This window comes from Luteibacter sp. UNCMF366Tsu5.1 (assembly GCF_900119235.1).
Taxonomy (GTDB): Bacteria; Pseudomonadota; Gammaproteobacteria; order Xanthomonadales; family Rhodanobacteraceae; genus Luteibacter; species Luteibacter flocculans.
Genome location: NZ_FPIS01000001.1, coordinates 1,827,135 through 1,852,744 on the forward strand (window position 1 = coordinate 1,827,135; position 25,610 = coordinate 1,852,744).

Annotated in this window: 23 protein-coding genes; 6 read left to right on the forward strand and 17 right to left on the reverse strand. The window is 64.4% G+C overall.

Translation table 11 applies throughout. From position 1 onward, the window contains the following. Positions 1 to 18 precede the first annotated feature (18 nt). Complete coding sequence (locus tag BT115_RS08185) at positions 19 to 789, forward strand: M90 family metallopeptidase (protein WP_072321953.1); 771 nt, start codon at positions 19 to 21, stop codon at positions 787 to 789. Here the strand turns inward: BT115_RS08185 and BT115_RS08190 are convergent. The 12 genes from BT115_RS08190 to BT115_RS08245 all read right to left on the reverse strand — a co-directional run bounded on the left by BT115_RS08190 (position 786) and on the right by BT115_RS08245 (position 11,096). Beyond that, the gene (locus tag BT115_RS08190; RefSeq protein ID WP_072321954.1) at positions 786 to 2,168 is read right to left on the reverse strand and encodes an ATP-binding protein; all 1,383 of its coding nucleotides are present in this window, start codon (positions 2,166 to 2,168) and stop codon (positions 786 to 788) included. The genes BT115_RS08185 and BT115_RS08190 overlap by 4 nt on opposite strands. A 54-nt stretch (positions 2,169 to 2,222) precedes the next feature. Further along, complete coding sequence (locus tag BT115_RS08195; protein ID WP_072321955.1) at positions 2,223 to 2,915, reverse strand: response regulator transcription factor; 693 nt, start codon at positions 2,913 to 2,915, stop codon at positions 2,223 to 2,225. After that, a complete protein-coding gene (locus BT115_RS08200; RefSeq protein WP_072321956.1) occupies positions 2,915 to 3,202 on the reverse strand; it encodes a PepSY domain-containing protein in 288 nt (95 codons plus the stop codon). Before BT115_RS08200 ends, BT115_RS08195 begins: the two co-directional genes overlap by 1 nt. A 169-nt stretch (positions 3,203 to 3,371) precedes the next feature. After that, on the reverse strand, positions 3,372 to 3,878 hold the full coding sequence (locus BT115_RS08205; RefSeq protein WP_072321957.1) for a GNAT family N-acetyltransferase: 507 nt from the start codon (positions 3,876 to 3,878) through the stop codon (positions 3,372 to 3,374). Positions 3,879 to 3,908: 30 nt separating this feature from the next. After that, positions 3,909 to 4,889, reverse strand: a complete 981-nt coding sequence (dusA, locus tag BT115_RS08210; RefSeq protein WP_072321958.1) for a tRNA dihydrouridine(20/20a) synthase DusA — start codon at positions 4,887 to 4,889, stop codon at positions 3,909 to 3,911. A gap of 87 nt (positions 4,890 to 4,976) precedes the next feature. Next, positions 4,977 to 6,212: an EAL domain-containing protein gene (locus BT115_RS08215; protein WP_255369370.1), complete on the reverse strand. Its 1,236-nt coding sequence runs from the start codon at positions 6,210 to 6,212 to the stop codon at positions 4,977 to 4,979. A 275-nt stretch (positions 6,213 to 6,487) separates the two neighbouring features. Further along, positions 6,488 to 6,982 (reverse strand): hypothetical protein, encoded by a 495-nt coding sequence (locus tag BT115_RS08220; protein ID WP_255369371.1) that lies wholly within the window; start codon positions 6,980 to 6,982, stop codon positions 6,488 to 6,490. A gap of 79 nt (positions 6,983 to 7,061) precedes the next feature. Further along, a complete protein-coding gene (locus BT115_RS08225) occupies positions 7,062 to 8,390 on the reverse strand; it encodes a type II toxin-antitoxin system HipA family toxin (protein WP_072321960.1) in 1,329 nt (442 codons plus the stop codon). Continuing rightward, on the reverse strand, positions 8,387 to 8,680 hold the full coding sequence (locus tag BT115_RS08230) for an XRE family transcriptional regulator (protein WP_143144487.1): 294 nt from the start codon (positions 8,678 to 8,680) through the stop codon (positions 8,387 to 8,389). Before BT115_RS08230 ends, BT115_RS08225 begins: the two co-directional genes overlap by 4 nt. A 127-nt stretch (positions 8,681 to 8,807) precedes the next feature. Next, complete coding sequence (locus BT115_RS08235) at positions 8,808 to 9,389, reverse strand: fasciclin domain-containing protein (RefSeq protein ID WP_072321962.1); 582 nt, start codon at positions 9,387 to 9,389, stop codon at positions 8,808 to 8,810. Positions 9,390 to 9,508: 119 nt separating this feature from the next. Then, a complete protein-coding gene (locus BT115_RS08240; RefSeq protein ID WP_143144488.1) occupies positions 9,509 to 10,534 on the reverse strand; it encodes a trypsin-like serine peptidase in 1,026 nt (341 codons plus the stop codon). 148 nt (positions 10,535 to 10,682) lie between these two features. Then, entirely contained in the window at positions 10,683 to 11,096 is a 414-nt protein-coding gene (locus BT115_RS08245) for a DUF1801 domain-containing protein (protein WP_072321964.1), read from the reverse strand. A 308-nt stretch (positions 11,097 to 11,404) separates the two neighbouring features. Between BT115_RS08245 and BT115_RS08250 the strand changes: the two genes are divergently transcribed. The 4 genes from BT115_RS08250 (at position 11,405) to BT115_RS08265 (ending at position 14,419) form a co-directional block, all read left to right on the forward strand. Then, positions 11,405 to 11,857, forward strand: a complete 453-nt coding sequence (locus BT115_RS08250) for a BP74-related protein (RefSeq protein ID WP_072321965.1) — start codon at positions 11,405 to 11,407, stop codon at positions 11,855 to 11,857. 128 nt (positions 11,858 to 11,985) lie between these two features. Further along, positions 11,986 to 12,822, forward strand: coding sequence for a plasmid replication/partition related protein (locus tag BT115_RS08255; RefSeq protein WP_072322323.1), 837 nt, complete (start codon positions 11,986 to 11,988; stop codon positions 12,820 to 12,822). Positions 12,823 to 12,921: 99 nt separating this feature from the next. Further along, positions 12,922 to 13,407 carry a hypothetical protein gene (locus BT115_RS08260; protein ID WP_072321966.1) on the forward strand — a complete coding sequence of 162 codons (486 nt, stop codon included), beginning with the start codon at positions 12,922 to 12,924 and terminating at the stop codon, positions 13,405 to 13,407. A gap of 100 nt (positions 13,408 to 13,507) precedes the next feature. Beyond that, the gene (locus BT115_RS08265) at positions 13,508 to 14,419 is read left to right on the forward strand and encodes a hypothetical protein (RefSeq protein WP_072321967.1); all 912 of its coding nucleotides are present in this window, start codon (positions 13,508 to 13,510) and stop codon (positions 14,417 to 14,419) included. Here BT115_RS08265 and BT115_RS08270 read toward each other — a convergent pair. Continuing rightward, positions 14,399 to 15,241, reverse strand: a complete 843-nt coding sequence (locus BT115_RS08270) for a hypothetical protein (protein ID WP_072321968.1) — start codon at positions 15,239 to 15,241, stop codon at positions 14,399 to 14,401. The two genes, BT115_RS08265 and BT115_RS08270, sit on opposite strands and share 21 nt — an antisense overlap. 118 nt (positions 15,242 to 15,359) lie before the next feature. Between BT115_RS08270 and BT115_RS08275 the strand changes: the two genes are divergently transcribed. Next, positions 15,360 to 17,162, forward strand: a complete 1,803-nt coding sequence (locus tag BT115_RS08275; protein ID WP_072321969.1) for a glycoside hydrolase family 97 protein — start codon at positions 15,360 to 15,362, stop codon at positions 17,160 to 17,162. On the opposite strand, the gene BT115_RS08280 is transcribed toward BT115_RS08275, so the two are convergent. The 4 genes from BT115_RS08280 to BT115_RS08295 form a co-directional block, all read right to left on the reverse strand. Continuing rightward, entirely contained in the window at positions 17,159 to 20,206 is a 3,048-nt protein-coding gene (locus BT115_RS08280; protein ID WP_072321970.1) for a sensor histidine kinase, read from the reverse strand. The genes BT115_RS08275 and BT115_RS08280 overlap by 4 nt on opposite strands. A 1,151-nt stretch (positions 20,207 to 21,357) precedes the next feature. Next, positions 21,358 to 22,164, reverse strand: coding sequence for an alpha/beta hydrolase (locus tag BT115_RS08285; protein WP_072322324.1), 807 nt, complete (start codon positions 22,162 to 22,164; stop codon positions 21,358 to 21,360). Positions 22,165 to 22,211: 47 nt separating this feature from the next. After that, positions 22,212 to 24,374 carry a hybrid sensor histidine kinase/response regulator gene (locus BT115_RS08290; protein WP_072321971.1) on the reverse strand — a complete coding sequence of 721 codons (2,163 nt, stop codon included), beginning with the start codon at positions 24,372 to 24,374 and terminating at the stop codon, positions 22,212 to 22,214. A gap of 70 nt (positions 24,375 to 24,444) precedes the next feature. Then, complete coding sequence (locus BT115_RS08295; RefSeq protein WP_072321972.1) at positions 24,445 to 25,380, reverse strand: exodeoxyribonuclease III; 936 nt, start codon at positions 25,378 to 25,380, stop codon at positions 24,445 to 24,447. Between the last annotated feature and the right edge of the window lie 230 nt (positions 25,381 to 25,610).

Genomic DNA, 25,610 nt, shown 5'->3' on the forward strand with positions numbered 1-25,610 from the left:
CTCGTCCAGCTGTCCTTCGTGGGTTTCGTCCAGTCGTTGATCGCGCGTTTTCGCGCGCCCGTACCACCGATCGACGAGGCCTCCTGGCGCCAGGCCGTGGAGCGTGTGCCGCTGGCCCGCGCTCTGGATGCGCCGCGACAGCACTACCTGCGCCAACTCGCAGCCATCTTCCTGCACACGAAGCGCTTCCACGCGATGGGCGACGCCGTACTGGACGATTTCTGGCGCCTGGCCATCGCCATCCAGGCAAGCCTCCCTGCCCTGCCGCACGGCCCGAAAGCCTTCAAAGGCTGGACGAACGTGCTGGTCTATCCGGGCGAGTTCAACGTGCGGCGCAGCCACTACGACGCACGGAGCGGCGTGGTAACCGACAGCGACGACACGCTGATCGGCGAAGCGTGGGAGCGCGGCCCGATGATCCTCTCGCTGGCCGACGTCGCGCTCGACCTCGAGGCGCCGTGGGACGGCTACAACGTCGTGATCCACGAAATGGCACACAAGCTCGACATGCTGGCCGGGACCGCGAGCGGTGTGCCGCCGCTGCCGGCGTCCATGAATCGGCGGCAGTGGATCGAGACGATGCAGCGTGCGTTCGACCGGCTTACCAAGTCGGTGGAGCGCGGTCGGCGCACCGCCATCGACCCGTATGCGGCCGAAGCACCGGAGGAATACTTTGCGGTGACGAGCGAACTGCACTTTTCAAAGCCAGCGCTCTTACGCGAAGCCGAACCGGATGTGGCGACGTTGCTGGATGCGTTCTACGGTCCGTCGCCCGCGCCTGGTGCCTAGGGCGGAGGCAGCTTCACGCAGAAACGTGCGCCGCCGAGTTCTTCCGAACGATCCACATTGAGTTCGCCCTGGTAGGCCTTGACGATGTCCTGCACGATCGACAGGCCGATGCCGTGGCCCTGCACGCGTTCGTCGCCGCGCACGCCGCGTTGGAGAATCTTCTCGACCTTGTCCTCGGGGATGCCGGGACCGTCATCCTCCACGATCAATTCGAGGCCGCTGCGACCGCCCATCTTGCCCACCGAGCGCGCCGTGAGCAGCACGCGATGCGACGCCCACTTGAACGCGTTCTCGACGAGGTTGCCCATGAGTTCGAGCAAATCGCCCTGCTCGCCGGGAAAAGTCACGCCTTCTTCGATCTCGAACTCGCATAGCACGTTCTTCGCCGCGTAGACCTTTTCCAGGCTTTGCACGAGGTCTTCCGCGTGTCCGGCAATCGGCTCCACCGACGCGATGGTGCGACGCCCGGATGTAGCGGCACGCGACAGCTGGTACGCCACGAGCTCGTCCATTCGGCGCACCTGATCGAGAATGTCACCGCGCAGGTTCGTCGCGTCGCCACCGGTTTCGAGCTGCGAACGAATCACCGCCAGCGGCGTCTTGAGGCTGTGCGCGAGATCGGCCAGCGTGTCGCGATAGCGCGAGCGCTGCTCGCGTTCGCTGTCGATGAAGGCATTGAGGCGCCGCGTGAGCACCGTCAGCTCCACTGGATAAGGACCATCCAGATGGTCACGCGTGCCGCGCTCGATATGCGCCAGATCACTGGACACGCGACGCAGCGGCAGCAGACTCCAGCGCAGCAGGAACAGCTGCAGCAGCATGAGCATCATGCCGAGCATGGCCAGCCACAGGAACTGCGTGCGCCGATAGGTCGCGACCTGGCGTTCGAACTGGTCCTCGGTCTGCGCGACCGCGAAGGTCAACGGCACGCTGCGTTTTTCGGTGCTGTCGAGCGACACGCCGTAGCTGAAGACGTAGAGCTTGCCACTACGGGTTTCGACCGGCTCGAACGCCGTCTCGCCCGGCGAGAGCATGCGCACGAAGTCGAAGTCACGACCCAGTGCAGAAGAGGACTCCCAACGAAACCCATCGTTTCCGACGATGATCGCGTAGAGCCCCGAGCCCGGGCGCGAAAAGTCGGGATTGGGCTGACTGTCGGGCGTGGTGACCTTGCCGGCGCGCGTGATGTCCGTGCCGGTGATGTACGCAATGGCGTAGTTGTGCAGCCGGTCGTGCATGGCCGACAGCTCGGACGCGTAGTTGGCCTTGTTCTGCGCCAGACCGGTCAGACCAAGAAATGCGGCAAGTGCGAAGCCCGTAGCGAGGGCCGCACGTGCGGCCAGCGAGAGGGGGCGCCGTTTCGTTGAAGCGTTGTCCATGCTTCGAGCCTACCTCACGGGCGGCGTGCCTCGATGGCCCGCCGCCCGCCGGGGTCAGTCCTCGTCCGCTTCGTTGCGGGGGATGGCGAAGCGATAGCCGCGACCGCGAACGGTCTCGATCGGCTTCAGCGCGCTTTCGGGATCGAGCTTGCGGCGCAGGCGGCCGATGAAGACCTCCAGCACGTTCGAGTCGCGATCGAAATCCTGCTGATAGATGTGCTCGGTGAGGTCGGCCTTGGAGACCAGCTCGCCCGCGTGCAGCATCAGGTATTCCAGCACCTTGTATTCGTAGCTGGTGAGGTCGACCTGACGGCCTTCCACGGTCACGGTCTGTGCCGTGGTGTCGAGCTTGATCGGGCCGCACGCAAGCACCGGCTTGGACCAGCCGCTGGCGCGACGGACCAGCGCGTTGATGCGTGCCAGCAGTTCCTCGACGTGGAACGGCTTGACCAGGTAATCGTCGGCACCGTACTTCAGGCCTTCGACCTTATCCTGCCAACTACCACGCGCGGTGAGGATGAGGATCGGGTAACGCTGGCCGTGCTCACGCAGGGCCTTTACCAGATCCATACCGGACAGCTTGGGCAGACCCAGGTCGATGATCGCCAGGTCGAAGGGCACCTCGCGGCCGAGGTACAGGCCCTCTTCGCCGTCCTGGGCGGCATCGACAGCGAAGCCATCACGCTTCAGGCGCGCCGCGAGAGTCTCGCGCAGCGGGGCTTCGTCCTCTACGAGCAGGATTCGCATCAATGTTTCTCCTTGTTGTCCCCGGCACTCATGTCCAGGGGCTTGGCGGTCTCGGTACGCACCGGCACGACCTTTACGTGGCCGTCCAGGGTGAGCACCTTGACCCGGTATTCGGTGATCCGGCCTCGTTCGACCAGCCGCGTGTCCGCTGACAGCACTTTCCCCCCGGTCTCCTTCTGCACCTTGCTGACCGCCTGCTCGAGCGTGAGCGACTGATCCGCCAGGGCGGCGACGGGCAAGGCGAGGCAAAGCGCGGCGAAAAATAGCGGACGAAACGTGATTTTCATGTGGGGCACGGAGCGGCCGGTATGGCTAGTCGGGCGATCATGCCGAGGCCCGCCCCGCCCGAAGCTGAACGAAAACCGGATTGGAGACCATCCTGGGGGCCGGCCAGCTGCCGGCTTTGCCCTCCCGCCCTCCGGCGACCGTCCGCTCCGGCAGGAAGGAAGGCCCCGATCAGGGAGCGCGCTCGAAGAGCGTCATCGGCTTGTCGCGATACGTTGCCTGGCGGAACGGACGGTAGCCGAGTCGCTCGCCCATGCGCACCGAGGGCCGGTTCTCCGGATCGATGAGGCACACGGCCCGGCCCTTTCCACGCTGCGCGAAGAACCAGGCATGCACCGCCTCGAGGGCCTCGGTGCCGTAACCCTTGCCGTGTGCCGCGCTCGCCAGGGCCCACGCGCCCTCCGGGAAATCGTCGAAGTCGTCGCCGAGCCCACGACGGAAATGGGCCAGCCCGCCCTCGCCGACAAAGCGGCCGCCGTCCTTTTCCCGAAGGGTGAAGAGTCCATAGCCGAACGCCGTCCAGTGACCGACGTTGCGCAGGAGCCGGATCCAGGTGTCCTCTGCCGAGGCGACGCCGCCGATGAAATGCATGACCTCAGGGTCGGTCCTCATGGCGTTGCAGTCGTCGAAGTCCGAGATGGCGCTCGGGGTGAGGACCAGACGTTCGGTCACGATCATGCAGTACCTCGTTCTTCGAACCGATGGGGATCAGGCGGCGTGGCGAAAGGCGGACAATGCGCTTTCGATGAGGCGCCAGTCTGCGCCGGGAAGGTGAGCGCCCTCCGACAACTGGCGGCGGAAACCCCGAGCGCCCGGCTCGCCCTGGTAGAGACCGAGGATATGCCGGGTGATGTGCTTCAACTGCGTGCCTCGCGCCAGCTCCGCGTCGATATAGATGCGCATCCGTTCCAGCACGTCGGCTCGCTCGGGCACCGCTGTGCCGTAAAGATCGGCTTCGATACGCGCGAGCACGTAGGGATCGTGATACGCCGCGCGGCCCAGCATCACGCCATCCACCCGGGCCAGATGCTCACGCACGGCGTCGACCGTGGTGATGCCACCGTTGATCACCACGACAAGCTCGGGAAACTCGCGCTTCAGCCGGTAGACGCGCTCGTAGTCGAGCGGCGGGATCTCACGGTTTTCCTTCGGGCTCAGCCCCTCGAGCCAAGCCTTGCGCGCATGGACGATGAGGATACGCACGCCGGCTTCCAGCATCGTCGTGGTGAAGCGCTGCAGGTCGGCGTATTCGTCCTGGTCGTCGACACCGATGCGGCACTTCACGGTCACCGGCACATCGACGGCATCGGCCATCGCACGAACGCATTCACCCACCAGATCTGGCTCGCGCATGAGGCAGGCGCCGAACTTGCCCGACTGCACCCGGTCCGAGGGACAACCCACGTTGAGGTTGATCTCGTCGTAACCGGCCTGCGCGCCCAGCACCGCCGCCTTCGCCAACTCGACAGGATCGCTGCCGCCAAGTTGGAGCGCCACAGGATGCTCCTCGTGGCTATGTTCCAGAAGCCGCAACTGATTCCCCCGCACCAGCGCCGCGCTGGTCACCATCTCGGTATAGAGCCGGGCATGGGGCGACAGCAGTCGGTGGAAATACCGGCAGTGACGGTCCGTCCAGTCCATCATGGGGGCGACGGTGAGGCGGAAGGCGGCGGGATCTACGAGGGTCATCGGGCGATTTTAGCAACCCGGATGGCGGTGCGCTTGCGTTGCAGCCCGCAGCCCGCAGCCCGACGATGGCGCGGGCCCCTGCTGGCGTCACCCGACTGGCAGCGGCAGCCGCTGTGAATCCAACCACGCATGCAGTTCCGGCCGTGGCATCGGCGGGGCGAACAGATAGCCCTGGAAATGATCGCAGCCGAGGCCGATCAACAGTTCACGCTGATCGGGTGTCTCCACGCCTTCGGCCAGGGCCGTCATGCCCATGACGTGCGATATCTCGATGATCTTGCCGAGAAGTTGCTGCGCGCTCTCTTGCCTTGTCGCTTCGGCCAGGAACCGCCGATCGATCTTCAGCTTGCGCACGGGAAGCGTACGCAGCGTTGCCAAGGAGGAATAGCCGGTTCCAAAGTCATCGAGCGCCCAGGAAACGCCGGTGGATTCCAGCACTTCCATCCGCTCGATCATCGCCGCAGCATCGGTGGCCAGCGCGGATTCCGTAAGCTCGAACTCGAGCAAGGTCGGGTCGATGCCTGCCTCACGGATGATCGAAGACACCGAGGACACCAACGAACCGTCCAGCAGTTGCACCGGACTGATATTCACGGCCAGGCGAAGCGCCCGCGTCCGTGGGACGGAGGACCAGTGATTCAAGGTTTCGCAGGCTTGGCGAAGCACTTCCAATCCGATCTCGCCGATCAGGGCACTTTCTTCCGCCAGATCGATGAACACATCGGGCGACAGTAACTTGCCGGACGGATGCCGCCAACGCACGAGTGCCTCGGCGCCGCTGACGATGCCGCTGTCACGCACCTGAGGTTGATAGTGCACTTCGATCTCACCGTTGCGAACGGCCCTGCCTAGTTCGCGCTCCATCCGCAGGCGCCTTCCGCTGTCGATACGGTAGATGGCGAAGATCCCGGCCACGAGCAGCATCGACGTCGCCGTGTTCAGCCTCGCGCCCCAGACCCGCACCTCCAACGGTGGTGACATGTGGGGCGCGAGCGAGTCCAGAGCCCCCACCGCGAACACGGCAAAAGCGGCAAGGCAAATCAGCGGAAAGATCAGCGTTCCATACCGATCGCGCCGCTCGAAAGTAAACGCCGCACCGGCGGCGAGTGGCAGCAGGAACAGATGCACGGATCGCGGCACCGACGCGATAGGCGCGTCGATCAACGAGATCGCACAGATGACGGCAAGAATGCCGTGCGCAACGAGAAGTAACGATGCGCCGTCGCTCCGCTTGCTGCGATACAGGGCAAGCGCGCCCACAGCCGTCAGTCCGAGGAAGACCATCGACAACTCGTAGCGCCCGAAGTAGACGTAACAAAGCATCCACGCCAATCCTTGGGAGATGCATGCCAGGCCGGTCAGCTTCAGGACGAACGCCACATCCCGTCTTCGCGACTCGCGCTGCAATCTCATCCGAACCGGGTGCGAGTCCGTCGGCTCACGATCATCGGCCCTTCTCGTCATGTGTAGAGCACCCCTTGCCAGTTCAGGCGTGCTCGTCTTTTCGCGCGCCTACAGACATGACAATGCCTAAGATTCTCGTAAGGATCAAAGGTCGGCTCCCGTGCCGCCGATTGGTCACCCCTTGTGATGCCCTGTCAGGGGGATGACAACCGGGTGAAATAATGCATGCGCATCGCCGGCTTACCGTCGTTGGCGTAGAACGACACCACCTCCGTCATGGTCTTGCCATCGGGCGCCACGGCGTACACGCGCGTGGACGCGGGTACGCCGCCCATGCTGAGGCCCACGACAAGTACATTCGGCTGCGGATGTTCCATCGCCGCGGCATCCGCCTCGGGGCTGCCGACGACCGGGACCGACGTACCATCGGTCGGATTGGTACCTACGGTGTGGACCTTCTTGCCATCGGCAAAAGCGATATCCACCACCATGCCGACCTTGCCGTTGCCTGCGTCATTGAATCCGAGGATCACGCTTTTCGGCCGTGCTTCCGGTGGCATATCCATGCGACTGGTATCGACGGACCAGCGGCCGAACAGCGGCGAGGGCAAGGAAGTCGATGAGGACGCCTGTGCACTGCCGGCGACCAACATAGCGGCGAGGATCGTAGCGAAGAGACCCATCTTCATACGCACTTTCCTAAAGGCCCTGATTGGCGAGGGCGTCTGGCCGATCATACGACCGATGATCGGCCATGGTGGCCGGGCCTTATTTGTTTCCCAGCAGTTCGGATCGTCCGATCACGGCGCGACCGGAGGTAACCGGCTCGGGATCGGAGAACCCGCGGTACGCCTCGCCAAGCTCACGAGCACCCATGGCATACACACGCTTGTCGCGAAGGCCGCCCATGCCTTCCTGCCACGCCGACAGCATGCGCTTACCGATATCGTTGAACCCCGGATGCTCCCGCATGGCTTCGCGCACGAATGGACCGACGTCAGCCAGCGCGTCCGCAATGCGTTCGACCGTGGCTTTCTGATCCATCGCGGAGACGCCAAAATTTGCCGTGATGAATTGCTGAAGCTGCTTTCCGGGCGTCCAGGTCTTCCTCCCGCCGAAGCCTATTCCTGGGGGATTGTTCTTGTATTCGGGGTACGCCGCCGTCGTGATCATGTCGTACGCTGGGGCAAGGTGGACGTCATGATGGCCGGTATAGAGAAGTGCGACGTTCTTCGCGTGGCAGTCAGCGTTTCGGAGCGCATAGGTCAGCAGCAGCATGGTCGCCATCTGCCGGAACACATCATGACGGTGACCGACCGGCACATGATCGCGCACGGCTTTGGCTATGCGCTCCCACGTTGTTTCATATTTGGCCGATGGACGTAGTCCGAGCAACGCGCAGAAATCCTCCATGCCCCAATGAGGGACACCGCTCTCGTCTACATCGAAGCGATGAACGATCAGTGCCTGACCGTCAAGCGAGATGTCGGTTCTGGCGGACGGCATCACTTTTGCTGCGACCTGCATGCACAAATGCTCGTTGAGCGTAACGAACGGCAGCAGCCTGGAAGCGCCCTTGATGATGTGTCGGTGCGTGAAAAGCGTCGTCTTCTTATGAAGACCTGCCACCACCTTCTCCGTCTCGGCGTCGAGGAATTTCGGGACGACGCCGGATACACCGCTGGTGGCGTGCTGACGCACCAACTCTGCGAAGGCTTCCTCGGAGTTGTCGCCGCGCAGCAAGGCTGCGACATCCACCGGTTTCGGCGGCTCGTTCAGATCCACCCCCGGAGCCGCGACCTGAATACGCCCGATCATGTTGCGACCGATGACCGATAGCAGCGCCATGGGACTGGCGCCAATGTGTGGACCGAACTGTTCCTGCAACACTTGAAGCAGATAGCCTTCAGGCAGGTTCATCTGGAAGATGGGATGCAGTACGTCGTCCCAGACATAGGGATCCCTGCGAACCCGCATGGTCAGTGAGACCAGGTCGTTCGGCGCCACGCCGTCGTGATAGACCATGGAACTCTTGAAGTCACCGATGGATTCCAGCCTGGCGACCTCGCGTCCGAGCAGGTAAACGGAGAGGTTCATGCACCGCCCCGCTCGCGACGCAGTTCATCCAGCGATCCGGACGCGCCCAGTTCAACGAATTGCAACTCCATCCCCAGCACGGCGAGTACCGCGAGGAGTTTCCGCGAACCGAACTCTGCTGCTTTCCCTCGCTCGAAACGGGATAGCGCCTCTTGGGTGAGCCCAGCTTGCGTTGCCACATCGCCCTGCTTCAGGCCCAGCGACCGACGCCTGCTCGCTACGACTTCGCCTAGTTCCGTGAGAGTTTGCATTTTTGATGTATTTGGCAAAATTTCCAGCTCGAAGGCCAATATTTACCAAATAGATCAAAAATGCAAGCGTGATGGACACCCCAATCTCCAACGCGCCGAGGCGCAGACACCAAGCCAGGAACGAACGGCCTTGCGGCCGTTCGTCGAAGGTGAAAGCTGCCGGCTCTTACGGCATCAGCACCTTGTCCACCACATGGATCACGCCGTTGGATTGCAGCACGTCGGCGATGGTTACGTGCGCGACATTGCCCTTTGCATCCGTGATGGCGACACCGTTGGCATCCTTGCGTGCGGTAAGCGATTCGCCCTGCACCGTCTTCAGTTCCGCGCTGCCGCCGCCTGCGGCGATCTTGGCGAGCAAGTCCTTCGCCGTTACGCGACCGGAAACGACGTGATAGGTGAGGATCTTGGTGAGATCTGCTTTGTTTTCCGGCTTGAGCAGCGTATCCACCGTGCCGGCAGGCAAGGCCGCAAAGGCTTCATTGGTCGGCGCGAAGACTGTGAACGGTCCCGGCCCGGAGAGCGTATCGACGAGACCCGCCGCCTTTACGGCGGCAACCAAAGTGGTGTGGTCTTTCGAGTTCACCGCGTTCTGAACGATGTTCTTGGTCGGATACATCGCCGCACCGCCCACCATGACCGATGCAGGCGCGCTCATGCTGCCAGCCAACGCAACGGGCGAGAGGGCCGCCGCACCGAGCAAGACCATGCCGGCCAGGAGGGAACGCGCAAGAGGATGGATCTTCATAACCTTCTCCGTAGTGATCGACTTCCGGCTGGAAGCAGAAACACATACGGAGGATCGGGTACGGATGGATGCAGGTGCGGCGTAGAAAATCACCCTGCGCTGCAAACGTGATGTCTACGTCATGGACGAGCGGATTTTCGCAGCGTATCGGCGTCCGCTGCGCTGGCGAGCCCCGGATACAGATACGTCCAGAGCCGCGTATAGGTGGCACCGTTATGCACGACCGCCACCACTTCCCGACCGGCAAAGGCGGGAACGGGCTGATCGTTCAGAACGACCGATCCGCCGCTGCTTCCAAAGTAGCTGCGGCAATTCGGTAGTTGCAGGCCTGTGCCCGAGAAATTGTTCTGGGTGGTACTTGCGCACCAATACTGCGAGCCGCCGCCGTAGGCTTCCCCGGGATACGCGACAAGATTGACGAGGGGAAACAGATCGTCCGCCGTGGATGTGCGTGGCACTAACGCATTGCCCAGTACGTTCTCGATCGGTTGGCCCAACTGATCGTAGGTATCGGCGACGACGAGGTCCCAGTCGGTTTTCAGGATGTTGGTGGGATCGTCTTCGATGACCTGTGCCGCGAATGTGCGACGAATGGGCCACAGGCCATACGGCGCTCGCTGTTCGTCGGTCGCCGGCCGCGTGGCATCGTATGCAGGGACGAACATCGGGTGCTCCACCCACACCAGGCGCCCGCGTTCCGAGCCGTCGTTTTCAATGATCGCAAGACAGTGGGCTGCCGTGACGATCAGGCGTCGACTCTGCGAGGTGACAACGGATGCCGAGCAATAACCGTCCTTGTTCTGCAACGGATCGACGAAGAAGAGCTTGCCCGCCACGCGAGAGATCGGGTGATCCGTATACGGCGTAGCGACCCTCGCCTGACCGCTCTCGTCGCCTCCTGGCGTAATGACGTCGAGCCGCGGGGCTTCGCCGCCATCACCCTGCGCCACGGCTCGTTCCATCCGCGCCGTGGTCCAGTACCTGAGCGTAGCGAGCTTGTCGTTGACCGGACTGGCGACAACACCCGGCTCCTGCCGGTGGATGTGAGCGGGCTCCCGTGACTGCGCCGGAAGGGATGCTATAGCGGAAAACACGAGAACGAACGCAGCCACTCGCTGCGACATGCCGAAAGTGCGGAAAGACATGACGATTCCTCCATGAACTCGTAGCTCCGACTCATACCGAGCCGGCGGTAGGCGCAAACGACACCGCGCGCCGCCACCTTACGTCAAATGCCACACTGGATCGAGACCTGCGTGCACGCGAAGTGCCGCCACGCTACACGCACGAGACTCAAGTGGATTTTTTCGAACGTGTTTTCTTCGTGCCATTCAACGCCACGGCAGCGCGCACCAGCGTCTTGAAAGCGGTGGCGTCGAGAGCATCGCCTTCCGCGATGTCTATCGCTCGACGTACATTGCCATCCAGGCTTGCGTTGAACAGCTTGTCTGGGTCCGCCAACGCCGCACCTTTTGCAAAGGTCAACTTCACCTTGGCCTTGTACGTCTCGCCAGTGCAGATGATCCCGTCATGCGACCAGACAGGCGTACCCCGCCACTTCCACTCCTCGACGACGTGCGGGTCGGCGGCGTGGATCAACTCGCGCACGCGCGCCAATGCTGCACCGCGCCAATCGTCGAGATCGGCGATGCGCTTGTCGATCAGCTGCGCGGCGGAGTCGCCTGCAACGGCATTCGCTTTGCTCATGATTCATCCTCGCCCTGTCGCTCCGCGACGATAGTACCCATGCCATCGACCTGCGCAACACGCCGAGCGCAACCCACGCCCATACCTTCGCCTTGATGAGATCGTTCTTACCGCGCGCGACGGTGTCGTCGTGACGACGCCACGAGAGAATGCGGATCAGCGCGACGTCATTTGACAGCGTTTTTTACCGATGCAAGGTTGCGGACTCCCCCACCCCAGGAAGCGATACCGTGCACCATCATCAAGGACGACAGCCATCTCATACCGTTACCGCGCGTCGCCAACGACGCCGTCTTTCATGCCTTGCCTTGGCCTTTACCCTGCTCGCAGGCGCCGCCCAGGCCGAGGTGGCTTACTTCTCGTTCGTATCGACTACCGGCACCCAGTTCCGTGACTGGACCCGCTACACGACCAACCCGCACGAGTTCGTCTTCGGCGTGACCGACCCGGAGACGATCGACCGCCTGCGTGGCGTCGTGACCGGTGCCTCCGACACGCGCGGCAGCGAACGTGTCACAGGAACGATCGTTCGTGGCCGCGAGTGGTACAACGCGGAATGGCCTTACCATTTCGAGCCCTCCACCGTACGGCTGTCCAGGGATGTGGACACCGAAGTCTGCGACGCCACGCCGTTCTACATCGAGGAGAACCTGCATCTCGTCGGTGGCGACTTTCTTCCCGCTGGCTTCTGGTGCCCCTGGTCGGTTCGCCTCGTGAGGGAGGTATCCATCGCACCGCCCCCGGACACGCCCATGCGCTGAGGCGCCGTTGACAAGGCGGCCCCGCATCCCGGGGCCGCTGGTATCAGAGCCTGTTCACATTATTCGCGTGGCCCGCGGCGTGAACAGGCCCTAGAATGCCGGCCCGCCCGCTCCACCGTGATCCGCGCATGCACATCGTCGTCAACGAAGAACTCAAGGCCTACATCGACCCCCTCACCCCCGACGAATACGAGTCGCTGGAGCGCAGCCTGCTCACCGAAGGCTGCCGCGAAGCCCTGGTGCTCTGGGGCGACACACTGGTCGATGGGCATAACCGGTACGGCATCTGCCGCAAGCACGACATCCCGTTCCGCACGGTACAGAACGATCGCTTCCAGTCGCTGGACGACGTGCACCTCTGGATGATCGAGCAGCATCTGGGTCGGCGCAGCGTGTCCGACTTCCAGCGCGGCGTGCTGGCCCTGCGCAAACGCGAGATCCTGGCCTCGCGTCGCGCCCGCGAGGCAGCGACCGAAGGCGAGGAAGTCGTCCCCGACCTTCCCTTCGACGCAACGGGGGCCCAGCCCGCCCAGGCGAAGACAGCCCGCCCCGCTCCCGCGGAAACGCGCAAGGAGATTGCCCGCGAAGCCCGGATCAGCAGCAATCAGGTCGGCATGATCGAAAAGATCCGCAAGGAAGCGGCGCCGGAGGTGGTGGCGGCGGTCAAGGCGGGCGCCCTGTCGATCAGTGCCGCGGCCGCGGTCGCCAGCCTCCCTGAAGAGGAACAGCGCGCGGCGGCCTCGGCCGGCGACGCGGAACTCAAGGAAGCCGCCAAGCGCGTGCGGGAATCCAAGCGGAAGCCTCGCGAGAAGCCTACCGACGAGGTCAAGGCTCTGCGCGATCAGGTCGCCGAGCTGGAAGCCGAAAATCGCAACCTGCGCCGCGAAATCGATGCGCTGCGCGCCCGCCTGGGCGAGGCTGTTCCCGGTGACGAAGAGCAGGACGAGGCACTGGCGGAGGAGTAAGGTGACAAGCGGCCGGGAACTCGAACGCCTGTCGGGCGTTCCAAGCGCGGTACACCGGACGCGCCTTTGAGCGTTCGAAGGCCAAACCCGGAGCGTCCCATGAAAGCTATCCTCGCCCTTGCCGTCACCAGCCTCCTCGCCACCGCCGCTGTGGCGCAGGAAAAACCCTTGAATCTCAAGTTGCCGCCGGACTACGTGCCCGCCTCCGCCAGCACGGCGGCAGCGCCGGCCCAATCGGCCGATGATGGCAACGCCGCCGTGACCAAGAGCGGCGAGAGCGTGGCCGTGACACGTTCACGGCCACTCGACCCGCCCGGCACCTACTACGGCGACACCAGCGGCCGCATGACCCATGCCGACGTCGCCGAGGACGTACCCCGCTGCGACGACGCCACCTATAACCAGCCCCAGGTCCATGGCAGCGTCAGTACCGGCGTGGTCAGCGCCAGCCGCGGCGGCAGCGGCAGCTACCAGGCCGGCACGGTCAGCCTCAGCCAGGCCTTCGGAAGCTGCGACCATCCCACGGGCGGCGTCAGCATTTCGGTCGGCGGCGGCACGGGACACTTCGACCGCGGTCGCTGGTAAGTCCACGCACTGCCGGCACCTGCCGGCCGACACTGCCAACCCGTTCGCATCGGCGTTTCGCGGTCCTCGATAGCATCGGGGTGCCGATTCGGACGACGCCATGCCGATCTCTTCCGCACTCTCCCAGCGGGGCCAGTTCCGCGCGATGTACATGGGCCTCAAGGCCCAGCACCGGCTGGACCGTACGCCGGTGATGCTCTGCGAGGGCGACTCCTGGTTCTCCACGCCGTTGTCGATGAATCTTCTCGACTGGATCGTCTCGCCCGCGCCTGGGGACGAGGAGCGCGGGGTGCCTCAGTTCGGCCAGGGCGGCCTGTTCTTTCGAGTGGAGCGAAGCGGCGATCACGCCGCGCCGCAAGGGGCGGCCCCGGGCCGCGCCATGTTCGCGAAAGACAACATCGACGACCTGCTGGGCTGGTTCACGCGATACGACTTCGACGCGGTGCTGCTGAGTGCCGGGGGCAACGACTTCGTCGACACCTGGCTGCACGGGGCCCTGGCTGGCAGCGCGCACCTCGATCCGGCCGAGGCGTTCGAGGTCATCGTCTCGACCGGACGTTACGAGCAGGTACGCACTGCTTACGAGATGTTCCTGCGCGCATTCCACACAGCGCGCCCCGGCGTGCCCATCCTGGCGCACAGCTACGACTATCCGAGGCGCATCGGTAGTGCCGCGGAGCTGGGCCTGGGCAACCTCGGCGTGGCCGCGCTGTTGAAGAAAAGCGAGGGCCCGTGGATTGGCCCGAATGTCGAAGGGGTGATCGACGGCGGCATCGATGCTTGGCGGGCCTTCGTGCGACGCATGATCGACGGCTTCGTCGAGCGGGTACTCGAACCGCTCAAGCGCGACTCGAGCCTGGGCGGCATGTTCGATTACGTGGACCTGCGTGGGCAGTTGACCCAGGACACCCAGTGGAACGACGAGATGCATCCCACGGAGGCCGGCTTTCATCAATTGGCCGGCATCTTCCGCGGCCGATTGATCGAAAAACTACCGGCCACCAAGCGCTGAGCGAAACACTACGATCCGGTCGGACGCTTCCGGATCGGGATCGTCGCTGTGCAACCACGGCATGCGCGCGAACGTGCGCGAACAGGGGCCCAACGTCACGACCCGAATCGATCGCCGACGCGCCTCATGCTCGATGCGCGCCATCACGTCGCGCAGCACCGTGCCAATGAAGGGCGTGAACAGATAGAACACGGTCACGTCAATGAACTCGGCATCGCGCGCGTCACCCACGCGCATCGTCACGCCAGTCAGATGCAACGAACGCACGGCGTCGCAGGCACGCGCCACGTACGCAGGTTCGCGCTCGACGCCGCGTGCGGTGGCCCCGGTGAGCACGTGAACCAGGATGGGCACGTGACCCAAACCGCTCCCGAGGTCCAGCACCACGTCGTCGGCGGCGATGGCGGCCCGAAGCACCCCATCGATAATGTGCCGCGCGGGCGTTGGCTGATAGAAGACCATCTCCGGCGGCAACCGCGACAGCGGTGTATCGGGCTCCTCGATGGCGAGCACGCCTGCGATCACATGATCGAGCACATCGTAGTGCTGCCCGGTCGGAAAGCCGACGTCGAGCCATGGTGCCAGCGCCTCGCGACCTTCTCCGCGCTGGATCGCCGAACGCAGCAGCGCGAACGCGTCGCGATCCACCGCTTCCATCGCCTCCAACAGGGCCACCGCGCGTTCGCGCTCTGCGGGATCGGCTTCTCCAAGCAACAGCAGTTCGAGCGTGTCACTCGCTTCGGCGCGCCAGAGGAATGCACGCAGGTCGCGCCAACCCGCTTCCTGTTCAAGCAACGATACGGTGGATGCAAGGGACGCCATGACGTCGCATGGTAACCGCCGCGACTGTCCTTGAGTCCCTAGGGATGTATGAAATCCTTGGCGGCGGTACTCTCGTGGCTCGCCACCGCGCTCCTCCCGCCTGTACAGGAATCACTGGATGAAGCACGCCCGCCGTTCGCCCGCTCGTCGCCGTCTCGCCGTCGCACTTGCGGCGCTCATCTGCCTTCCCGCTTTCGCAGCGCCGCCCCTTGTCACCCTCGTCTTCCGCGATGGCGGGAGGCCCGTCCTCAACGTGACCGATGCCCATGGCCTCACGTTGGTGGACGAGACACTGGGACTGCGTACGGCCGATGCCGACCTCAGCCACGACCTCCGGCTGATGGCCACGAGCCAACGGCCGATCATGGAACGCTACCGAATGACCGTCGGCAAGCGTCTGGATCGCAGCGCGAACCTTAGCGAGACCCGCTACGCGTTGCAGAACGGCAAGGGGCAGAAGCTCGACGTCGTCGTTCGGGTCGCCAACGACGGCGTCGCATTCCGCTACGAACTTCCCGGCGTGACTCGCGCCACCGTAACGGGCGAGTCGACGAGCTTCACGGTACCCGCCGGCGCACCGGCATGGTTGCTGCCGTACGGCCCGCAATACGAGAAGGAACGCATCCAGACGACCGCGGCGGGCGCTGCGCCCGGCGACTACGGCTACCCGTCGCTGTTCCGCGTGGGCGACAGCTATGTACTGATCACCGAGGCCAATGCAGATGGCCGCTACGACGGCAGCCGTCTTGCGCATGTGGGGGGCACGGGCACCTACGGCCTCACGCTGGCCGACCCGCGCGTAGAGAGTACGGGGGTCACGCCTTGGCGCACCGTCATCACCGGCGATCTCGCCACCGTCACTGAATCCACCCTCGTGGACGATCTCGCCGATCCCGCACGGTTTGCCGACACGTCCTGGATCAAGCCCGGCAAGGTGGCATGGTCGTGGCTGAGCGAACACGACAGCCCGTCGAACGTCGAGCGCCAACGCGCCTATGTGGATTTCGCCGCGCGCAACCGCATTCCCTATGTGCTCGTCGATGAAGGATGGAGCGATGCCTGGGTGCCCGACCTCGTACGCTATGCGAATGCAAAGCACGTCGACATCCTGCTCTGGTTTCACTGGTCCAAGCTGGATACCCCGGCCAAGCGCATGGCCGAACTGGAGAAGGTCAAGGGCTGGGGGGTGGAGGGTGTGAAGGTGGACTTCATGGAGTCCGACTCGCAGACCCGCTATCGCTGGTACGACGACACGCTTGCCGACACCGCAAAGCTGCATCTCATGCTTAATTTTCATGGGGCGACGATCCCGCACGGACTCGCACGTACCTGGCCGCATCTCATGACCATGGAAGGCGTGCGCGGCGCGGAGAACGATCCGCCCGCTGTGGGCAACACCATCCAGCCGTACACGCGCAATGTCGTTGGCTCCATGGATTACACACCGGTTGCCTTCGATGTCGGGCGTCGGGAGGCGACGATCGCGCACGAGGTGGCCTTGCCGATCGTGTTCGAATCCGGTTGGACCCACCTGGCCGACAAACCCGAAGCCTATGAGCGACGTCCACAGGCGCTGGCCTTTCTCGATCAGATACCGACGGTGTGGGACGAAACGAAGTTCATCGCGGGCACGCCGGGCCAGGACGCTGTGTTTGCGCGGCGTAGCGGGGACCGCTGGTTTATCGGCGCGATCGCCGCAGGTCCCGCGCGCCGACTGACCGTGCCGCTCGCATCCCTCGGCGTGGGTCCGTGGCATGCCGACGTGGTACGCGATGGCAGCGGCCGTGGCGACGTCGTGCGCTCCGCGCAGAACGTGACGGCCGACAGTTCGTTGTCGTTCGATGTACCGGTCAATGGCGGCTTCGCGGCCATTCTCTGCCCACTGGCGAAGGGCCAGTTCGCGAACGGCTGCTTCCGCTAGCGAAGGGCGCTACGCAGGCGGCGCCACCAGCGCCGCAGTGGGGTGTGATATCCCGGAAATGCGCGCTCCACCGGAACGCGCACGGCCACTTCAGTGCCGCCATCCAGGCGCGACGAAATGGCGGCGACGCCGCCCACCACGTGCGCGCGTTCGCGGATGCCGCGCAGCCCCCAGTGGCCATCCCGCCCATCCCGCAATACCCCCTCGTCGATGCCGCGCCCGTCGTCGCGCACACTCAACACCAGATCGCGCGCTTCCAGCCGCAGTTCCACATCGATGCGGCTCGCATCGGCGTGGGTGGTCGCGTTGTGCACGGCCTCGCGCGCAACGCCATACAACTCGTCGCACACCAGTCCGTCCAGGCCGCGAAGGTCGGCATGCACAGTGACGACGACAGGGACGGTGTGCTCCGCGGCATAGACCGCGGCGAGCGCGCGCAAGGCGACGTCCAACGGCCCGGGCTCACTACCGTGCGAGCGGAGGTCGCGCACTCTGTCACGCGCTTCCACCAGGGCTTCGTCGGCGCGATCCAGCGCGCCTTCCATGGCAACCCGCAGCGGCTCGTCCGGCGGCACGCGATTGGCGATTGCCTGGAAGCGCATGCTCAGGCCTTGAATGCTCTGCAACAAGGTGTCGTGCAGCTCGCGCGCGATGCGCTCGCGTTCCGCATGGCGTTCCTGCAGGCGCGCGCGCAACTGCGCAGCGATACGGCGCAGGCGGATCAAGAACGCGATCCAGATCAGCAGGCCCACGATCACCGCGCAGACGGCGAAGAACCACGGCATCTGGTAGAACGCATGCTCCACCGTGATCACGATCGACGCGCCGTCGTCATTGGTCACGCCATCTTCGTTCGCCGCGATGACACGGAACACGTGGCGCCCAGGCGGCGGATCCGTATAAATGGCCTCGCGTTCGCTGCCGGCCTCACGCCATCGCGTATCGACCCCATCCATGCGATAGCGGAAGTTGACTCGCTCCGGCATCGTTAGGCTGGTGGCGGTGAACGCGATGCGCAGACGCTCCGTACCGGCAGGCAGTTCGACATTCCCGCCCGCAGGCCACGTGCCCGCATCGGTGGCAATCGAGCGAATGGACACCGGTGGCGCCAGAGGATTGCGCGGTATGTTGGCAGGATCGATGGAAACGATGCCGCTGGTCGTGGCGAACCACAACCGACCGTCGTCGGCGACGACAGCGGTCGGCAACGGGCGGAACTGCGCCGGGGTGCCGGGCAATCCATCGAGCGAATCGAACACGGTCACGGGCGCGGCATAGTTCGCATCTTCCAGCGCACGGGCCATTTCGGCTCCGCTGATACGCACCACGCCTTGCGCCGCGTTCGCCCAGTAATCGCCGCGATGGTCGCGCACGAATCCCGATACACCACGCAGCGGCTCGCCCTTTGTCGCGATCATGTGCACGCGGCCGTCGACGACCGCCCCGATGCCGTTTTCGCCGCCGATCCAGACGGTGCCGCGATCCTCCAGCAACGCGGTGACGTTGCCGACGGCGAGCCCCTGCTCCGCACCGATGCGCGTGTCACGGCCGTTCTTGCGGATCAACACCATGTCGCGCGCAAAGCCCAGCCATAGCTGGCCATCGCGGTCGTTCATCAGCACCAGCGGCGCCGGATCGTTCGGGAACGCCGGCAAGGGATCGTGTTCCCAGCCACCTTCGGTGAAATGAAAGATGCCCGGACGGTTGATGGAGACCCAGACCCCACCCTTGCCGTCGCCCACCACCGCCTGCACCCCGGAATAGTCCGGGAAGGGAAGAGGCGCATACGGTTCGGCCTTGCCGTCGCGCAGCCGCCAGATGCCACCGGGCCCGCCGAGCCAGGTGTTCTCGGCGTCGCGACTCGCCGCCGTGACCGCCTGATTCATGTGCGCAGTGGCAACACCGGATGCATCGACCCAACTCAACGGCCGGTTCTTCGTGCCCACCCATATGCCGCGGTCCGCAGCCGCCACCATGGCAAAATCCGTCGCGCCCGGCGGCAGCATCGCCGGCAGCAAGCGACTGGTACGGAAGCGATCGAGGCCGCGGCTTCCCCCCACCCAGACATTACCTTCGCGATCCTGGATCACGCTGCTCGCGTAATCGGAACTCAGGCCCTGGTTCTCCACGAAGCGCTGCGCCTCACCGCTTTCCGCACCGATCGTCCTGCCCGCGAGCACATGCACCCAGGGCACGCGACGGATGCCATCGCCAAGGGTCGGCATCCACAGCGCGCCGTCACGGTCGAACAACAGCCCCGCGGACGACAACCGCAAGACCGGCCCCGCGTCTTCCACCCGGCCCTTCGCCACCCAGGCCGGCCGCACGCCGCCATCGGCCTCGGCAACCCAGATGGCGCCATCGGGCGCTTCCGCGATCCGGTTGACCCGACCCACGGCATGCGTCGCGACGACAAAGCGATGCCCGCCAGGCGGCAACCAGGCGAGCGCATCTTCCGTCGCGACCCACAATCGCCCTCCACTATCGACCGTGAGGTTGCGCGCTCGCGCGCCCGGCAAGCCCAGCGCGGGACCGACTTGCTTCCAGGTGCCGCGATCGAGCGACACGAGGCCGTTGAAAGTCGCGGCCCAGATGCGGCCGTCGGCCGTGCCGGCAATCGCATAGAGCGTGCCCGTGGGCAGACCCGAAGCGGCGGCGTAGTGCGTCGCGCGGTCGTCCTTGACGAAGCTGGCGACGCCGTAGCGAAACCCGACCCACAAGCCACCCGACGCAGGCGCATAAAGCGAGGCAACGCTGGAGGCCGGAAAATCCCCGCCCTCCCGTGGGCGATAGCGCTCGAAGCGCACGCCGTCAAAGCGATAGAGCCCCGTCTGCGTCCCGACCCACAGATACCCATCCTGGGTCTGCGCCAGCGCCGTGACCTGGCCGGGCGCGCCTTCGCGCACCGTCCAGGCCGTGTGATAGAACTGCGCGATATCGCGATCGCGGCTGTCCGTCGCATCCGCCGCAAAGACACACGCCACCCAGCCGGCAAGCACCAGCCAGACAAGAAGGCATGCGGCGAGAGCGCGTTTCAGACGCAATGACGGATTGCTCGGTGAGGACAGGCGCAACGATAGCGGAAGCTGCGTGGCTTAGGCGTCCCCTTGAGGCACCGCCGCGCCCAACCTCGCTAACGCTCGCTCACGTCAACGACGCACGGTGCCGTGGAGACGTGAGCCGGCTCCGCAGGAACCATCCAGGCGGCACCGCATCGCAGCGCATATGAACCAACGCACGAATCACGCCCGCGCCTCAGAGAATCCGACCGAAAGCAAATTCGACTAGATCGGCAACAGGGCCTCCGCGACCACAACAGCAATCATTGAAAGGCAGCTTATGCGCCCAATGACATAAAGCGTTCGGATACATCGGACGACGCAGGTCTCGGAATCAGCCAGCGTCCCAGGGGGTACAGCGCCAAGTGACCTAATAAGGTCAGGGCGATTCCCCGGCAACCACGACGCGAAGAACGCCGGCGAGCCCAATTGAACATACAGGGTTGGATGCCTCGTCATCAGGATGTGTACCAACCAGGCTCTCAGGCAGATCGAGATGAGAAGACATGCGCCGGCAACGACCCAGCCAAGCCAAAACCAAGTCTCTGCGGAGTCATGCATGTAACAGCTTCTCGACAATGCAGGCATCGATCCGTGCTGCGTTCGGTTTCATCGATGCGTCACTCCCGCTGCAGCCACACTTAAATTGCCACAGGATGTGACTAGCTACGATCTAAAGTTTCGTCCAGCCACAAGAAACGTCAAAAATCCTAACTGCGCCACAGCAAATCCCCCAAGAAACAGCAGCGCTGCCCGCGTATGCATCAGTTCAAGCAAAATCTTATCCGAAGAAGAAAACAACATGCCGGATTGAATTCCCCAGTACATGTTGTAACAGCCGAATAAGAATCCCGCTAAAGCGAAAATCGTAGCGAATATCTTCACGCACCTACTCCAACGGGCGCGCACAAAATGCCGCCAGAATACAACCGCTCAGTATCTTCTTCATGCGCCCGTTTCATCCTCGTCGAGGTACGACGAAGGCTAGGTACGCTGTAGGTCGATGGACATAAGACCAGTCTGAAAAAATGTGACATCGCCTGCGAGCGATGTAAGGCATCACATTTTTTGCATATGCCGGGCGTGTTGCGCCAAATTCTCATGACGCATCGCCAACAACCTGCTAAGTGCATCGATCAGCGAGCGATCCCCATCTCGCGCAGGAAGGCCAGCGAATCGGCCAACACCGCAGCCGCGACGGGCGAGCGTTCCGGAGAAGCGAGCACGTGCGCGGCGCGCGCATACGCCACCAACCGGCGTTGCGATGGCGACGTACCCAACGCGTCGAATGCGTCGCGCATCGCGGCGGTCGAGGTCAGCGTATCGCGGTCGTCGGCACCGCCGTCCCACAGGCCGAAGAACACCGGGCAGTTGATCGTGGCGAACCGTTCCGGCCGCATCCATTGGTCGAACACGCGCGCGATGGCGCGATACCCATCCGAGTGGATCATCGACGACCAGTAGCGGCGCTGGAACGAGGTTCGCTCGCCGGGCGGCGATACAGCACCTTGCAGCCGCGTCGCCATGATCAGTTGGTCGCGATCATGCGCCTGTATGCCCGGCGACCATGCGATGACCGCAGCAACGTCGTCGGGGCGGCGTATCGCGAGATCGAGCGCGAGCGATGCGCCCATGGACGTAGCGACGAGCACCACGCGCGCTCCCAGGCACAGGCCGATGTCCAGTGCCTCGTCGGCATCGGCGCGCCAATGTTCGGGGGTGATACCAGCCATAGCCTCGGGAAGGTCACTGCCGTGTCCGCTGAGCCGATGGAGATACAGATGGGCCTCGCACGCATCGGCGATGGCACGATGAGCCGGCGCGCCCTCCGCCTGGCTGGCGGTGAAGCCGTGGAGATACACCACGGCGACGGGCTTTCGGGTGTGCGCGCCGTGGGCGTGGAAGACGATGCGCGCCTGATTGTCGGGCTTGAGCCCGGGCACGGCCCTTTCTTGGCGCTCGATGCGCGCTGCTAGCTCGTCGAGCACCCTCACGCGCCGGCCGACGCCCCGGAGCGCTCGCGCTGCGCGTCGACGAAACGCCGCATCGACTGCGCCAAGCCTTCCACATCGGGCAGCGCGGCGTGCATGTCGCCGCCGGCCTGGACGATCACGGCCACGTCGTCGCAGACGCGGTCGCCTCCCGGCAGGCCAAGATTTCCCAGCACGTTGCGCAGTGCATGCACGGCCTCCGAAGCTGCCGCCACGTCGCGCGCGACGATCGCTGCGCGCAAGGCATCGAAATGATGAGCGGCGGTGCGCGCGCAAAGATCCACGAAGCCCGCGAATTCCTCGTGACTCGTCAGGGCGCGCATGTCGTCCAGCGGCGTGTTGCCGTCCCACTCCGCGCCCGGCTCGATCATCGGCTGCCAGTGCTGCGCGGCATGCTCCAGGCGGCGCTCATCCGCGATCGATTCGATCATGTCGAGCAGACGCTGGGTCGCGATCGGTTTGGTGAGATAGGCCCGTGCGCCTGCCTTGAACGCGATGCGCACGGCATCGTGGCTGGAATCGGCACTCAGCATCACGATGGGCGGTACAGCACGTGTGCGCCGCGCCACCTCGATGCGGCCCAGCACGTCCCACCCGGAGCTGCCGGGCATGTGCAGGTCCATGAAGATCAGATCGAACGGTTCGCGTGCCAGCCGGGCCAGCGCTTCGTCGCCGTCGGCGCTGAAGACCGGCATGTGCCCGGCGCGCTCCAGGATACGTCCGAGGATCTCGCGATTGGCCGCGTTGTCGTCCACCACGAGACAGCGCTGCGACGCCACGCGGCCGCGGTGGTCGTCGAGCAGGTCGACCAAGGGCGTCTCGCTGGCGCTGCGCGCACCCGCGGCGGCGCGTGGCAGGGAAAAACGCCAACTGAAGATCGAACCACCTGCGGGATTGTCCACGACGTCGAGGCTGCCGCGCATCTGCTCCGACACGTTGCGAACGATGTACAAACCTAGCCCCACGCCTTCCTGCCGCCGGCTTTCGCCCACGCTCAGTTGATGGAACGGATCGAAGATGCGCTGCTTGTCGTGGTCGGGGATGCCGATGCCCGTGTCGCTGACGGTGCACGCAATGGTCGGATCGCGACCGCTGAAGCCCTCGATCAGGGTCACACGTACCTCGACCACCCCGCCCGGCGGCGTGAACTTCACTGCATTGGACGCGAGATTGGACAGTACCTGTTCGATGCGGCCCGGATCGCCCGCGAAAACGCCCTCGACAGACGGGTCGCGCGACAAGCTGAAGGCAATGCGCTTCTCGGCCGCCTGCGGACGGCAGACCGCCCCGACCGTCGCCAGCACTTCGTCAAACGTGAATGCCTGGTGGCGCAGCGTGAAGCTGCCGCCCGCGAACGATGCCACGTCCAGCACTGCATTTACCCGGTGTAGCAAGGCATTGGCATTGGCGGACAACAAGGCCACCAGGCGGCGCTGGTCGTCGGCCATGGCCGCAGTATCGATGAGCGAGGCAGCGTGAATAACCGTGCCGAGCGGGGTACGCATCTCGTGGCTCATCATGGAGATGAAGCGATGCTGCGCCTCGCGCGAAGCAATGGCTTCCGCCGAGACCTCGCGCAGCGCGTCGATCATGCGGTACAGCGTCATGGGTAGCACGATCACCAGCGCCAGCGCGTACAACGCATACGCGGGACGCGCCGCCCAGTAACCGGGCGGCGCCACCACCGCAAGGATGGTGAGCGAGGCGAGGATGCCGGCTGCGCAAGCCTTCCTGCTGTAACGCACACCGAGCGCCACGGAGAGAAAAGGCAGCACGGCGGCGAGGCTGATAAGCAGCATGAAGCCGGACTTCAGCAGGATCGCCACCATGAGGAAGTTGGCAGCGTTGCCGACGGCCTCGAGCGTCACGTTCTGGCGTAGCGAGCCGGCGCGTACGCCCAGCATCCAGAACACACTGAGCACGAAGAGACCGATTGCAACGGGAAGCGTACGTTGCGCCTCTACCGCCATGGGCACCGGCCCATGCAGCCAGGCGGCGGTCCATACGACCACGAGGCCGAGCAGCACGGTGCGCAGCAGCGAGACGCGGTGTTCGCGAAAACTCGCCACGATACGGTCGATGCGCGGATTGCGCAGCCGTTCGGCGACCTCGCTGAGCATCACCGGTTCGGCGCGCTTGCCGACACCGCCATCGATCTTCATGCCCGCCTGGTCCAGCGTCCCCAATAGTCGCCTAGTCTATGAACTCTGTCGCTGGTGGCAAGTGCAAGGCTCAAGGCCTTGGGGCGCGCGGCTTTGCGGGCTTCCTTGGCGAGACGCCCTTGGCAACCGGGAGTTTTCCTGCCGCCTCCTTGCGGGTGGCAGTCCTCTTCACGGCTGTCTTCTTCGCCGTGGGCTTTTTCGCCACCGTCTTCTTCGCGGCGGTTTTCCTGGCCGGTGCCTTCAGCTCGATCCACACCGGGGCATGATCGCTGGCCTTGGGGCGATCGCGTACCCAGCGGTCCACACCGGCTCGCTTGAGCCGCGGCGCGAGGTCAGGCGACACCAACAGATGATCGATACGCAGGCCGCGGTCGCGGGGCCAATGCTGGCGGAAATAGTCCCAGAACGTATAGATGCGTTCGTCCGGATGCGTGGCGCGCAGCGCGTCGGTCCAGCCCTGCGCCAGCAGGCGTGCGTACGCATCGCGACTCTCCGGCTGCAACAGCGCGTCGCGTCGCCAGTGCTTTGGATCGTAGATGTCCTCGTCCGTGGGCACTACGTTGTAGTCGCCAGCGAGAACCACGGGGTGCCCCGTATCGAGCAGACCTTGGGCATGACGCAACAGACGCTCGAACCAGGCGAGCTTGTAGTCGAACTTGGGGCCCGGCCATGGATTGCCGTTGGGCAGATACAGGCAGCCGACGAGCACCCCATGCGCCGCTGCTTCCAGATAGCGGCTTTGAAGGTCTTTCGTATCGCCGGGCAGGCCGCGCCGGCTTTCCAGGGGCGTGGCACCTCTGGCAAGGATGGCCACGCCATTCCAAGAGGACTGGCCAATCCACAACGCACCGTACCCGGCGGCTTCGATCTCGCGGATCGGGAACCCCGCGTCGGTTGCCTTCAGTTCCTGCAGACAGACCACGTCAGGTGCCTCGCGCTCCAGCCATTCGAGCAGATGGGGGAGCCGCGAGCGGATGCCGTTGACGTTGTAGGTGGCGATTTTCATCGGCCGACTGTTCGACAGCGCGGGTGGATGCGAAGTGACGTGCCGTTCAATGGCGACCCTGCGCCGGCCGGCCACCCTGGATTGGCATGACATTTGCCTCGATCCAAACATGGACGTCCAGACGTCCGCCACGGCTCATCGCCGCGCGATTTTTTACGATCGCTTTCACGGAAGCTCTAAGGCACTTTTTCGGCAACAAAAGGGCGGATGAATCCCCATAAAAGCCTGTA